Source organism: Luteimonas colneyensis (assembly GCF_014836665.1).
In the GTDB taxonomy this organism is placed as follows: Bacteria; Pseudomonadota; Gammaproteobacteria; order Xanthomonadales; family Xanthomonadaceae; genus Luteimonas; species Luteimonas colneyensis.
On record NZ_JACSQJ010000010.1, the window covers coordinates 16,685 to 29,941 of the forward strand.

Consider the following 13,257-nt stretch of genomic DNA (forward strand, 5'->3'; position numbering starts at 1 on the left):
GCATCAATCGGCCGGCACGCGCACAGCTGTCCGCTTGGCGGATGCGGGCGCGTTGGCGGTAGTGGGCAAGGAGACGGGAGGCCATCCGAGGGGGGCGGGTGCGGCGCAAAGGCATGCCGGGACGCACTGGAGTGCGCGGATTCATCCATTGGGTGGTGCCCGGGGGCGGCGTGGTCGAAGCCTTGCCCGCGGGGCTGGCCAGGCGCGGCTGGCAGCCGCGACTGGTGTCGTCGGCCGATGCGATCGTGGCGCTGCTGGCCGGCGGTGCGGACGCGTACTGCGCCGGACTGCTGGACCTTCGTGGCAGCGACGAGCCTTCGGCGCATGCGCTCGAACGCATCCGCGAGGTGCTCGCCCGCGGTGGGCCGGGCTGGGTGGCGGGTGTCGCCCCGGGCCAGGTGAAGCTGGAGCCGGTGCGGCGGCTGGTGCGCGACCACTGTCACGACTACGTGGTGCTGCCCTGCGAGGACGGCCTGCTCGCCACCGTGCTCGGCCACGCCCACGGCATGGCGCGGCTGGAGGACGGCAGCATGGCCACGCCGCATCCGGTGCCGTCGATGGACGGCATGGTGGGCGAGAGTCCGGTGATGCACGCGCTCTACCGGCGGCTGCAGCGCGCTGCGCTGACCGACGCGCCGGTGTGCATCGGCGGTGGCACCGGAACCGGCAAGGAGCTGGCGGCGGCCGCGATCCATCGCCATTCGAAGCGGCACGGGGCACCGCTGGTGGTCATCAACTGCGGCGCGATTCCGGAAAGCCTGGTGCAGTCCGAGCTGTTCGGCTTCGAGCGCGGCGCCTTCACCGGGGCCAACCAGCGCAAGCGCGGCCGCTTCGAGCATGCCGACGGCGGCACCCTGTTCCTGGACGAGATCGGCGATCTTCCGCTGGAATCGCAGGCGTCGCTGCTGCGCTTCCTCGAGCAGGGCACGATCCAGCGCCTGGGCGGGCACGAGGAGATCGCGGTCGACGCGCGGATCATCTGCGCCACCCACGTCGACCTGGAGGCGGCCGTCGAACGCGGGCGCTTCCGCGAGGACCTGTACCACCGCCTGCGGGTGATCGAGCTGCACATGCCGGCGCTGCGCGAGCGCGGTGGCGACATCGCGCTGCTGGCGGCCTGGGCGCTGGCCAGGCACTCGGGCGAGGCCGGCAGCCGCGTCCGTGGCTTCACCCGCGACGCGCTGCGCGCGCTGCACGACCACAGCTGGCCCGGCAACGTGCGCGAATTGCTCAACCGCGTGCGGCAGGCGGTGGTGATGGCCGAGGGCACCCGGATCACCGCGCGTGACCTGCGGCTGCAGGAGGTCGGCGTGGCGCTGCAGACGCTGGGCGAGGCAAGGCTGGAGGGCGAGCGCGCGGCGATCGAGCGTGCGCTGCTGCGCAATGGCGGGCGCCTTCAGGCGGCCGCGCGCGAACTCGGGATCTCGCGCGTCACCCTGTACCGGCTGATGAACCGCCACGGTCTGCGCGGCGGCGAGGACGCCACCGGCACCGGCTGAGGCGGGGGCGATGGGGCGCTGCCGGCGCGGGTCGGCCCCTCAGCCTCCGGCGACGCGCCTGACCGCCTCGGGCAGCGGCGTCGGGCGCCCGCTGCGGCGGTCGATCCACACCATCACCACATGGCCGTCGGCGTGCAGCACGCGGCCGTCGGCGCTGGTGATGCGGTGGCCCAGGGTCACGCTGCTGGTGCCGACGCGGTCGGCGGTGAGCTCGACCACGATCGAACCGGGGTAGGGGATGGGCTGGCGGTAGTTCATCTGCACCGCGGCCAGCAGCGGCGCGGTCTCGTCGGTCACCCAGTCCTCGCCCAGCGACTCGAACCAGCGGATCCGCGCCTCCTCCAGGTAGGTCATGAAGTTGGAGTTGTTGACGTGGTTGAAGGCGTCGAGGTCGCGCCAGCGCAGCTCGATGGGCATGCGGTGCAGGAGGGCGCCATGCTCGGCGGGAGCATGTCCGGCGTTTGAGTGGCTCATGAGATGTCCCTGGCCTTGCGGCGGCGCGTGGGGATGCCGGTCTTGCCGCGGGCACGCGGCTTCGGGGTGTCGTCGATGCGCGGCTTGTCCGCGTGCCCGGCGTTTTCCGCCAGCAGCTTCGCCAGGAAGCGGCCGGTGTGCGACTGCGGCATCGCCGCGACTTCTTCCGGCGTGCCCTGGGCGATGATCTCGCCGCCGCGGTGGCCGCCGTCGGGGCCGAGGTCGATGACGTGGTCGGCGGTCTTGATCACGTCCAGGTTGTGCTCGATCACCACCACCGTGTTGCCGTCGTCGCGCAGCTTGTGCAGCACGCCCAGCAGGTGGTCGATGTCGTGGAAGTGGAGGCCCGTGGTCGGCTCGTCGAGGATGTAGAGCGTGCGTCCGGTGTCGCGGCGCGAGAGCTCCTTCGACAGCTTCACCCGCTGCGCCTCGCCGCCCGAGAGCGTGGTCGCCGACTGGCCGAGGCGGATATAGCCCAGGCCGACGTCGGCCAGGGTCTCCAGCTTGCGCGCCAGCGCCGGCACGGCGTGGAACAGGTCCAGCGCGTCCTCGACCGTCAGCTCCAGCACCTCGTGGATGTTCAGGCCCTTGTAGCGGATCTCCAGGGTCTCGCGGTTGTAGCGCTTGCCGCCGCAGACGTCGCAGGGCACGTAGATGTCCGGCAGGAAGTGCATCTCGACCTTGAGCAGGCCGTCGCCCTGGCAGGCCTCGCAGCGGCCGCCGCGCACGTTGAAGCTGAAGCGGCCCGGGCCGTAGCCGCGCGCACGTGACTCCGGCACCTGCGCGAACAGCTCGCGCAGCGGCGTGAACAGGCCGGTATAGGTCGCCGGGTTCGAGCGCGGCGTGCGTCCGATCGGCGACTGGTCGATGTCGACCACCTTGTCGAACAGGTCCAGTCCCTCGACCGAGCGGAACGGCGCCGGCTTGTGCGAGGCGCCGTTGATCTCGTTGGCGGCCAGCGCGTACAGGGTGTCGTTGATCAGCGTCGACTTGCCCGAGCCGGAGACGCCGGTGACCACGGTGAACAGGCCGTTGGGGATCTCGAGGTCGACGTCCTTGAGGTTGTTGCCGCTGGCGCCGAGCAGGCGCAGCGCCAGCTTCGGATTGGGCGCGTGGCGCTGCTCCGGCACCTCGATGCGGCGCGCGCCGGAGAGGTACTGGCCGGTCAGCGAGCGCGGCGCGGCGAGGATGTCCTCGTAGCTGCCCTGCGCCACCACCTCGCCGCCGTGCACGCCGGCGCCGGGACCGATGTCGACGATGTGGTCGGCCAGGCGGATCGCGTCCTCGTCGTGCTCGACCACGATCACGGTGTTGCCGAGGTCGCGCAGGCGGGTCAGCGTCGCCAGCAGGCGCTCGTTGTCGCGCTGGTGCAGGCCGATCGAGGGCTCGTCGAGCACGTACATCACGCCCACCAGGCCGGCGCCGATCTGGCTGGCCAGGCGGATGCGCTGGGCCTCGCCGCCAGACAGCGAGTCGGCCTTGCGCTCCAGCGTCAGGTAGTCGAGGCCGACGTCGACCAGGAAACCCAGGCGCTCGCGGATCTCCTTGACGATGCGCGCGGCCACCTCGCCGCGCCAGCCGGGAAGCTCCAGGCTGCTGAAGAACTCCAGCGCCTCGCCGATCGGCAGCACCACGATCGAGGGCATCGCGCGCTCGGCGACGAAGACGTTGCGCGCGGAACGGTTCAGGCGCGCGCCGCCGCAGTCGGGGCAGGGCTGCTCGCTGATGTACTTGGCCAGCTCCTCGCGCACGGCGGCGGATTCGGTCTCGCGGTAGCGGCGCTCGAGGTTGGGCACGATGCCCTCGAAGCGGTGGCTGCGCTTGCTGCGCACGCCGCTCTCGGTGACATAGGTGAAGGCGATGCGCTCCTCGCCGCTGCCGAACAGCACGGCCTGGCGCACGTCCTCCGGCAGGTCCTGCCAGTGCGTGTCGACGCTGAACCCGTAGTGCTTCGCCAGCGAGGCGATCAGCTGGAAGTAGTAGTGGTTGCGGCGGTCCCAGCCGCGCACGGCGCCCGCGGCCAGCGACTGCTCGGGATGCACCACCACCCGGCCGGGATCGAAGAACTGGCTCACGCCGAGGCCGTCGCAGGTCGGGCAGGCCCCCGCGGGGGCGTTGAACGAGAACAGCCGCGGCTCCAGCTCGGGCAGGGCGTAGTCGCAGACCGGGCAGCTGTAGCGCGAGGAGAACAGCAGCGGCTCGGCCGCCTCGTCGTCGAGCGCGCGCACCTCGGCCATGCCGTCGCCGAGCTTGAGCGCGGTCTCGAAGGACTCGGCCAGGCGCTGCTGCATGTCCTCGCGCACCCGGAAGCGGTCGATCACCGCCTCGATGGTGTGCTTCTGGCGCAGCGCCAGCGGCGGCACCGCGTCGATCTCGTGCACGGCGCCGTCCACGCGCACGCGCACGTAGCCCTGCGCGCGCAGCTGCTCGAAGACCTGGGCATGTTCGCCCTTGCGCTCGCGTACCACCGGCGCCAGCAGCATCCAGCGGCGCTCGGCATTGGCGGGATCCTTCGCCAGCGCCATCACCTGGTCGACCATCTGGCTGACCGTCTGCGCCTCCAGAGGATAGTGGTGCTCGGGGCAGCGCGGCTGGCCGACGCGGGCGTACAGCAGGCGCAGGTAGTCGTAGATCTCGGTGATCGTGCCGACGGTCGAGCGCGGGTTGTGCGAGGTCGACTTCTGCTCGATCGCGATCGCCGGCGACAGGCCTTCGATGTGGTCGATGTCGGGCTTGTCCATCACGCTCAGGAACTGGCGCGCGTAGGCCGACAGCGACTCGACGTACCGGCGCTGGCCCTCGGCGTAGATGGTGTCGAAGGCCAGCGAGGACTTGCCGGAGCCGGACAGGCCGGTGACCACGATCAGGCGGTCGCGGGGCAGGTCGAGGCTGATGTCCTTCAGGTTGTGCGTGCGGGCTCCGCGGATGCGGATGAGGTCCAGCGCCATTCGGGTGGGGTCCGGGTCGGAGGGGGAGGTGGCGGGCGATCGACCAGCCTACCGAGCCCCTGTCATGGGGGCAAACGAGCGGATTTCCAGCCGCGCTCCGGACCGGTGACGCAAAAGAAAGGGGCCCGGCGAACCGGGCCCCTCGCTTTACGCCTGGCGTCCGGGATCAGCGACGCGCGGTGTAGTTCACCGTGATCTCGGCGGAGCACTCATCGGTACCGGCGTTGCAGACCTGGTAGGTCGCGCTGCCGGGGCCGATGGCGGCCGCGTTGAAGGTGTGGGTGAGCTTGCCGGTGTTGGCGACCGTGGCGGCCACCTCGCCATTGAAGCGCACGTCCACCTGCTCGCCCTGGCCGCCCGTCCAGGTCAGCGGCACGCGGATGCGCTGGCCCCTGAGGGCGAACGCATAGCGGGCCAGCAGGTTCTGCGGAGCGTTCTCGGGCGGCTGCTCGTCACCCACGTAGCTTGCGACCAGCGAAAGCCCGGACGCCGCCTCGTAGCCGTTGATCAGGACGTACCACTGTCCCGCGGCCGGGGTCGGGAACTCGCAGAGCTCGTTGCTGCCGAGTTCCCACGAGCGGCAGTCGTAGACCGAGCCGGTCGGGGCGTCGCCACGACGGACGTACAGGTCGGCATCGCCTTCGCCGTCGCCCGACAGCTGCACCGACAGGTCGGTGGCGTCGACCGGGACGTCGATGAAGTACAGCAGCTGCTCGTCGGTGTCGACGCTGATGCCGGTGACCGCCACGCCGTTATCGAGTTCGATCGCGTCGGGGCCCGGCGGAGGGGTCGTGCCTTCATCGTCGTAGGTGCCGGTGAGGTTCCAGCCGTCCGACGTGCTGTACGCGGAGATGCGCACGTGCCACGTGCCGGCCTGCGGGTTGGTGAACGAGCAGGTCTCGGCCACGGCACCGCCGGTGTACGGACGGCAGTCGTACGTGCTCGAGGTCGGAGCGGACCCATAACGGACGTAGAGGTCCGAGTCGCCCGTGCCGGGAGCGAAGTTGAACACCAGGCTGGCCTGGTTGGCCGGCACCTCGAGGGTGAAGAACCGTTCCTCGTTGCTCGACATCGGGCCGAGGGCCGAGGCCACGCCGTTCTCGAGCACGACCGGCGGCGGCGGCGGCGGCGGGCCGGGAGGCGCCGGCGGCAGCAGTTCGCTGCCATCGGCCACGGCGACCGCGCGACCGGCGTCGATCATGCTGGCGCACCACAGCGAGGCGGTGTTGCAGCCGGTGACGAGGCCATTGGCGGCGTAGCCGGTGTTCTGCAGCATCACTTCGAGCTCGTCCGGCGGCAGGTGCTCGCCGGCGGCTTCCATCATGAGCGCGGCGGTGCCGGCGACGTGCGGAGCCGCCATCGAGGTGCCGGCGTACCAGGCGTAGCTGTCGTCTTCCGGGCCTTCCAGGCCGGTGTTCAGCGTCGACAGCACCTGGTTTTCGGCGGGAGTCACGCCGCTGCCTGCCGGCGCCGCGACGCTGATGCCCGTGCCGAAGTTGGTGCTGGCGTACTTGGTGTTGTTCGGGCCGGTGCCCGCCACCGCGATCACGCCCTCGCAGCCCGCGGGGCTGAAGCCGGAGACGTTGGCGCTGGAGTTGCCCGCCGCCGCGATCACCGCCGTCCCGTTCTCGATGGCGATGTTGATCGCCTCCTGCATCGCGACGGGGCACGCGGTGGCGCCGCCGAGGCTGAGGTTGATGATGTGCGCCGGAGTGGGGTTTGCGGGCACGCCGGGGACGGTGCCGCCGGACGCCCAGACGATGGCATCGTTGATGTCGGCGAACGAACCGCCCTGGTTGCCGAGCACGCGCACGTGCTGGACCTTGGCGCCGTGCGCCACGCCCGCCACGCCGATGCCGTTGTTGGTCAGGGCCGCGACCGTGCCGGCCACGTGGGTGCCGTGCCAGCTGCTGTCGTACTTGTCGTCCCAGTCGCCGGTGTCGGACGGATCGGCGTCGCGGCCATCACCGTCGCGGGCGTTGGCCGGATCGGAGATGAAGTCGTAGCCGGCGACGAACTGCCCGGTGAGGTCCTCGTGCTGCAGCTCGCCGGTGTCGAGCACGGCGACGATGTAGCCGGAGCCGTCGACGGTGTCCCAGGCCTCGGTGGCATTGATGCCCATGCCGTCGCCCTTGTAATGCCACTGCTGGACGAACAGCGGGTCATTGGGCTCCATCGCACGATACATGCGGCCGTTCGGCTCGACTGCGCGGATCGAGGGGTGCTTCATCAGCTCGACTTCGAGCTTGCGGCGCGCGACCACGTCGATCTCGCGGTCCAGGCGGATCAGCTGGGCGCCGGTGCCGGTGGTGCGCTCGACGGTGATGCGGGCACCCAGGGCCTTGCCGATGGCATCCAGCTGGCGCTGCATGTCCGCGGCGGGCTTGGCGCCCTTCTTGAAGCTCACCAGGAAGCTGTCATAGCTGTCGTCGGCGGGCGCCTTCAGGTTGGTGCCGTAGGCCTGGGCCGGCTTGGAAAAAACGGGCTGCTTGGCGACAGCCTTCTGTACCTGCGCGGGCTTGGCGGCCGCCGGCGTACGCATGGCCGCGTAGGACGGCGCCGCGAACAGGGCGGCGGTGATCGCCACCGCCAGCGCGGTAGTGGTGTTGCTCCGAGTCGTGCTTGTCATTTCGGTCCTCTCTCCTTTCGTCGATCCGGGCGCGCATTGGCGTCCGGCCCCATCCACGCAGTGGCGGTTGCTACTCCAGTGGAACCAGTACGCACGTCGCCGGCGCTGCCCGGAGGGGCTGCGGCCTGGAGGCGTGCAGAAGGAAGTCGTCGCGCGCGGCGCGACGGGTGGCGGCGGGTCACGAGGGACGCGCCGGCGTAAAATGATGTGCGGGGCGTGCGGCTGCGCCGGCCCGGAGGGCGCGACGATGGTGCGGGGTGGTGGTCCCCGGCGGATCGAGGCCGTTGCACTGACAGAGACTCTCCGGAAGGCGATGACTCCCCTTGCGGCGCATTACCACGGCGCCGGCACGGGGTGCCTGACTACTGGTCCTGCAGCGGATGGGCCCCTGTACCCGTCCGACCCCCCGAACCTACCGGAAGCATGGCCGCGTGCGCAACCGTATAGCCGCCATTCAGCGTGGTTTGACCCGAAATTCCGGATTCGTCTACAATTCCGCTCCTGTCCGCCCTCGATGGCCGGCAGGCGACCACAATAACTACAGAGGAAGACTGGTCATGTACGCAGTCCTGGTAACGGGCGGCAAGCAGTACCGCGTCATGCAGGGCGAGACCCTGCGCGTGGAACTGCTCGACGTCGAGGCGGGCAAGGAGATCACGTTCGACAACGTGCTCATGCTCGGCGATTCCGATGGCATCAAGGTGGGCGACGCGCTGAAGGGCGCCTCCGTCACCGCCACCGTCAAGGCCCACGGCCGCGCCGACAAGGTGCGCATCGTGAAGTTCCGCCGCCGCAAGCACCATCGCAAGCAGATGGGCCACCGGCAGCACTACACCGAAATCGAGATCACCGGCATCGCCGGTGGCGACAAGAAGTAAGGAGACGCAGCCATGGCACACAAAAAGGGCGTAGGTTCCTCGCGCAACGGCCGCGACTCCAACCCGAAGTACCTCGGCGTGAAGATGTACGGTGGCCAGGCGATCGATGCCGGCAACATCATCGTCCGCCAGCGCGGCACCCAGTTCCACCCGGGTTCGGGCGTCGGCCTCGGCCGCGACCACACCCTGTTCGCGCTGATCGACGGCACGGTCGAATTCACGACCAAGGGCCCGAAGAAGCGCCGCACCGTGAACGTGATCGCCGAGGCCTGAGCCCCGCGCCACGTTCCGTGAAGGGCCCCGCTCCGGCGGGGCTTTTCGTTTCCGGGCATCCTTGACGGACCCGGCCCACCACACACCACCTGGCAGTCGATCCCATGAAGCTCGTAGACGAAGCCGAAATCACCGTCATCGCCGGCAACGGCGGCAACGGCTGCGTCGGTTTCCGGCGCGAGAAGTTCATTCCCCTCGGCGGCCCGGACGGCGGCGACGGCGGCAAGGGCGGCGACGTGTGGCTCGAGGCCACCCGCAACCTCAACACGCTGGTCGATTTCCGCCACCAGAAGCTGTTCCGCGCCCAGCGCGGCCAGGATGGCATGGGCCAGCAGCGCTACGGCAAGGGCGGGGACGACGTCGTGATCATGGTCCCGGTCGGGACGCAGGTGGTAAACGTCGACACCGACGAGCTCATCGGCGACCTGGTCGGTGACGGCGACCGCCTGCTGGTGGCGCGCGGCGGCGGCGGCGGCCTGGGCAACATGCATTTCAAGAGCTCGGTGAACCGCTCGCCGCGCAAGGCCACGCCCGGTGCCGAGGGCGAGCAGCGCGAGCTGCGCCTGGAGCTGAAGCTGCTGGCCGACGTCGGCCTGCTGGGCTTCCCCAACGCCGGCAAGTCCACCCTGATCCGCGCCGTCTCCGCGGCGACGCCGAAGGTGGCGGACTATCCCTTCACCACGCTCTACCCGAACCTGGGCGTGGTCAGCGTCGAGCCCGCGCGCAGCTTCGTGATCGCCGACATCCCCGGCCTGATCGAGGGCGCGGCGGACGGCGCCGGCCTCGGTGCGCTGTTCCTGCGCCACATCCAGCGCACGCACCTGCTGCTGCATCTGGTGGAGGTCGAGCCGCTGGACGGCTCGGATGCCGCCGACCAGGTGCGCGCGATCGAGCACGAACTGGCGAAGTTCGACGCCGGCCTGATGGACAAGCCACGCTGGCTGCTGTTCAACAAGGCCGACCTGCTGCCGGCGGAAGACGCGCGCGCCCACGCCGAACGGGTCGTGGCCGAGCTGGGCTGGACCGGCCCCTGGTTCATCGTCTCCGGCCTCGCCCGCGAAGGCACCCGCGACGTCATGCTGAAGGTCCAGGCCTTCCTCGACGAGCAGGGCCGCGACGCCGCGGAGACCGCGGGCTCCGGAGAGGGCTGAAGAGCTTTTTTTGCCACGGATGAACGCGGATCACGCGGATCACGCGGATTTACGCGGATCAAGCGTGAATCCGCCTGATGGCTTTTGCTCTATCCGTGTAAATCCGCGTGATCCGCGTCATCCGTGGTAAAGCCGTTGCCCTGGCGCGGCAACCCCGCCACAAACGCCCACGCAAACGAAAAGCCCGGCTTGGGCCGGGCTTTCGGGTGTCGCGTTGCGCTGCCTCAGGCGGCGCTGGCGATCGCCTTGATGCGGGCGGCCAGGCGGCTCTTGTGGCGGGCGGCCTTGTTCTTGTGGATCAGGCCGCGGGCGCTGAACCGGTCGAGCAGCGGCTGCGCGGCGTTGAACGCCTCCTGCGCGCCGGCGGCGTCATTGGCGTCGAGCGCCTTCAGCACCTTCTTGACGGCGGTGCGCATCTGCGAGCGCTGGCTGTTGTTGCGCAGGTTGCGCACGACGGCCTGCTTGGCGCGCTTCTTGGAGGACTTGATGTTGGCCACGGCGGGATCCTGGAAACGGGTGTAAAGATGGAATTCGGGTCGATCGAGCAGGAAAGTATGGCCGAATCATGGATTTGCGTCAACAATCGCCCGGTCACGGGATGGATCGCATGAGCGGAACGATACAGGACGGGCCAAAGGGGGAGGGCGTGGGCGACGCGGCCGGGGCCGCGGGGCTGGATCCGGCGGCCTCGATGCCGGCGACGAAGGCCGCGGCCCACGGCGGCGGTGCGCCACCGGCGCCGGGCGAGGGACCGAAGCCGCGCCGGGGCGGCGGCCTGCTGCGCTCCACCGCGGTGTTCAGCGCCATGACCCTGCTGTCGCGGATCGCGGGCTTCCTGCGCGATGCGCTGCAGTCGCGCGTGTTCGGCGTTTCGGTGGCGATGGACGCCTTCGTCATCGCCTACCGGATCCCGAACTACCTGCGCCGGATCTTCGCCGAGGGCTCGGTGCAGATGGCCTTCGTGCCGGTGTTCAACGAGCTGCGCGAGCGCGGCGACCCGAAGGCGCTGAAGGAATTCCTCGACGCCATGGCCGGCGCGCTGCTGGCCGTGGTGCTGGTGTTCGCGGCCGTCGGCATGCTGGCCGCGCCGCTGCTGGCGCGCATGTTCGCGCCCGGCGCCATCGACGATCCGGACAAGCTGGCGCTGATCGCCGGCATGCTCCGGATCACCTTCCCGTACCTCGTGTGCATCTCGCTGATGGCGCTGGTGGCCTCGGTGCTCAACAGCTTCGGGCGCTTCGCGCTGCCGGCGGTGACGCCGGTGCTGCACAACCTGGTGATGATCGCCGCCATCGTCTGGGCCTCGCGCTGGTTCGCCGAACCGGTGAAGGCGCTGGCCTGGGGCGTGCTGGTGGCGGGCGTGCTGCAGCTGGCCCTGCTCTGGCCGGCGCTGGGGCGGCTGGGGATGCGGCCGAGCTTCAAACCGGGCTTCCACCATCCGGACGTGCGCCGGGTCGCCAGGCTGATGGTGCCGACGCTGTTCTCGTCGTCCGTGGCCCAGCTCAACCTGCTCGTGGGCACCATCTTCGCGTCGCTGCTGGTGACCGGCAGCCAGACCTGGCTGTACCTGTCCGACCGCCTGGTGGAATTCCCGCTGGGCCTGTTCGGCGTGGCCATCGGCACCGTGATCCTGCCGCACCTCTCGCGCCGGCACGCGGCCGAGGACAGCGAAGGCTACGGCGCCACGCTGGACTGGGCGCTGCGCATGGCGCTGCTGGCCGGCGTGCCGGCGGCCGTGGGCCTGCTGCTGCTGGCCGAGCCGCTGACCGCGGTGGTCTACCAGGGCGGGCGCTTCACCCCGCACGACACCCGCATGGCGGCGCTCAGCCTGGCGGCGATGAGCATCGGCATCCCGGCGTTCATGCTCACCAAGGTGCTGGCTCCGGCCTTCTACGCCCGCCAGGACACGAAGACGCCGATGCGCGCGGCGATCATCACCGTCATCGCCAACGTCGTCATGACCATCGCCTTCACCACGCCGCTGTGGCTGTGGAACGTGCCCGGCGCCCACGGCGGCATCGCGCTGGCGACCGGGCTGGCGGGCATCGTCAACGCCTGGCTGCTGTGGCGCTACCTGAAGCGCGCCGGCCTGGCGCGGCTGCAGCCCGGCTGGGGCGTGTTCTGGCTGCGGATGACCGCGGCCTGCGTCGCGATGGCGGCGACCGTGCTGGCGCTGGATGCGTGGATCGGGGACTGGACGGCGATCGGAAGCCTGCTGCTGCGCGCGGGCCTGCTGCTGGCGGTGGTGGCCGCCGGGGCCCTGGCCTATGGCGTGGCGATGGTGGCGCTGGGCCTACGGCCGCGGCACCTGCAGCACTGAGCGCCGCTGCACCGCGGCGGGTCCCGCGCGGCCGCTATACTTGCGGGCCGACCCGGCTCGGGCGCGCTGCCTCGGGCGGACGCGCCACTCCACACATGGATCCCATGAAGCAGCTGTTCCGCGACGTCGACGGCGGGCCCCTGTGCCCCGAAGGCAGCGTGGCCTGCATCGGCGCCTTCGACGGCCTGCACCTGGGCCACCGCGCGCTGGTGCGCCACGCCGCCGGACGCGCGCGCGCGCTCGGGCTGCCGCTGGCGGCGCTGAGCTTCGAGCCGCTGCCGCGCGAGTTCTTCACTCCCGACGCGCCGCCGCCGCGGCTGATGCTGCCGCGGGCGCGCGTCGAAGGGCTGTGCGACCTGGGCGTCGACCTGGTCGGCCTGCTGCGCTTCAACCGCGCGTTCACCGCCATGACGCCCGACGGATTCGCCGCGCGCGTGCTCGCCGGGCGCCTGCGCGCGCGGGAGGTCTGGGTCGGCCCCGGCTTCCGCTACGGCCACCGCCGCGCCGGCGACATCGGCAGCCTGCAGGCCGCCGGCCAGCTCATGGACTTCAGCGCCGGCGAGATCGAGCCGGTACTGCTCGACGGCGAACGGGTGTCCAGCACGCGCATCCGCGCCGCGCTGGTGGCCGGCGACTTCGCCGCCGCGGCGCGCCTGCTCGGACGGCCCTATGCCATCGGCGGGCGCGTCGTGCGCGGTCGCCAGCTTGGCCGCACGCTCGGCTTCCCCACCGCCAACCTGCGCTTCGGCGGCAAGGTGCCGGCGCTGCAGGGCATCTATGCCACGCGCGTGCACGGCGTCGGCGACGCGCCCTGGCCGTCGGTGTCGAGCTTCGGCACCCGGCCCACGGTCGACGGCGTCGAGCCGCTGCTGGAAGCCCACCTGTTCGATTTCGACGGCGACCTGTACGGTCGGCGCATCGAAGTGGAGTTCGTCGCGCGCCTGCGCGACGAGGAGAAGTACCCCGACCTGCCGACCCTGGTCGCGCAGATGGACCGCGATGCCGCCAGCGCGCGCGCGATCCTGATGCAGGCCCCCCAGCGAGCAACCGCGTGACCGACGACAGCCAACGCTACAAGCCGACCA

General features: G+C 70.7%; 10 protein-coding genes. 6 read left to right on the top strand and 4 right to left on the bottom strand.

Translation table 11 applies throughout. From position 1 onward, the window contains the following. Positions 1-131 precede the first annotated feature (131 nt). A complete protein-coding gene (locus H9645_RS13690; protein ID WP_318240554.1) occupies positions 132-1,499 on the top strand; it encodes a sigma-54 dependent transcriptional regulator in 1,368 nt (455 codons plus the stop codon). 39 nt (positions 1,500-1,538) lie between these two features. Here the strand turns inward: H9645_RS13690 and H9645_RS13695 are convergent, their stop codons facing one another. The 3 genes from H9645_RS13695 to H9645_RS13705 form a co-directional block, all read right to left on the bottom strand. After that, positions 1,539-1,973 carry an acyl-CoA thioesterase gene (locus H9645_RS13695; protein ID WP_191730243.1) on the bottom strand — a complete coding sequence of 145 codons (435 nt, stop codon included), beginning with the start codon at positions 1,971-1,973 and terminating at the stop codon, positions 1,539-1,541. After that, positions 1,970-4,921, bottom strand: a complete 2,952-nt coding sequence (gene uvrA / locus H9645_RS13700) for an excinuclease ABC subunit UvrA (RefSeq protein WP_191730244.1) — start codon at positions 4,919-4,921, stop codon at positions 1,970-1,972. The genes H9645_RS13695 and uvrA overlap by 4 nt, the downstream gene beginning before the upstream one ends. A 166-nt stretch (positions 4,922-5,087) precedes the next feature. Then, positions 5,088-7,550 (bottom strand): S8 family serine peptidase, encoded by a 2,463-nt coding sequence (locus H9645_RS13705; protein ID WP_191730245.1) that lies wholly within the window; start codon positions 7,548-7,550, stop codon positions 5,088-5,090. A gap of 557 nt (positions 7,551-8,107) precedes the next feature. Between H9645_RS13705 and rplU the strand changes: the two genes are divergently transcribed. From rplU to cgtA, 3 genes are all read left to right on the top strand, one after another. Beyond that, the gene (gene rplU, locus H9645_RS13710; protein WP_191730246.1) at positions 8,108-8,428 is read left to right on the top strand and encodes a 50S ribosomal protein L21; all 321 of its coding nucleotides are present in this window, start codon (positions 8,108-8,110) and stop codon (positions 8,426-8,428) included. 12 nt (positions 8,429-8,440) lie between these two features. Continuing rightward, complete coding sequence (gene rpmA / locus H9645_RS13715) at positions 8,441-8,701, top strand: 50S ribosomal protein L27 (protein WP_191730247.1); 261 nt, start codon at positions 8,441-8,443, stop codon at positions 8,699-8,701. 104 nt (positions 8,702-8,805) lie between these two features. Next, positions 8,806-9,852: an Obg family GTPase CgtA gene (gene cgtA, locus H9645_RS13720; RefSeq protein ID WP_191730248.1), complete on the top strand. Its 1,047-nt coding sequence runs from the start codon at positions 8,806-8,808 to the stop codon at positions 9,850-9,852. Between the two features lie 224 nt (positions 9,853-10,076). Here the strand turns inward: cgtA and rpsT are convergent, their stop codons facing one another. Continuing rightward, the gene (gene rpsT / locus H9645_RS13725) at positions 10,077-10,349 is read right to left on the bottom strand and encodes a 30S ribosomal protein S20 (protein ID WP_191730249.1); all 273 of its coding nucleotides are present in this window, start codon (positions 10,347-10,349) and stop codon (positions 10,077-10,079) included. A gap of 110 nt (positions 10,350-10,459) precedes the next feature. On the opposite strand from rpsT, the gene murJ reads away from it, so the two are divergent. Then, positions 10,460-12,172, top strand: coding sequence for a murein biosynthesis integral membrane protein MurJ (gene murJ / locus H9645_RS13730; RefSeq protein ID WP_225218279.1), 1,713 nt, complete (start codon positions 10,460-10,462; stop codon positions 12,170-12,172). 104 nt (positions 12,173-12,276) lie between these two features. Continuing rightward, complete coding sequence (locus H9645_RS14270) at positions 12,277-13,227, top strand: bifunctional riboflavin kinase/FAD synthetase (protein WP_225218280.1); 951 nt, start codon at positions 12,277-12,279, stop codon at positions 13,225-13,227. The last annotated feature ends 30 nt before the right edge of the window (positions 13,228-13,257 follow it).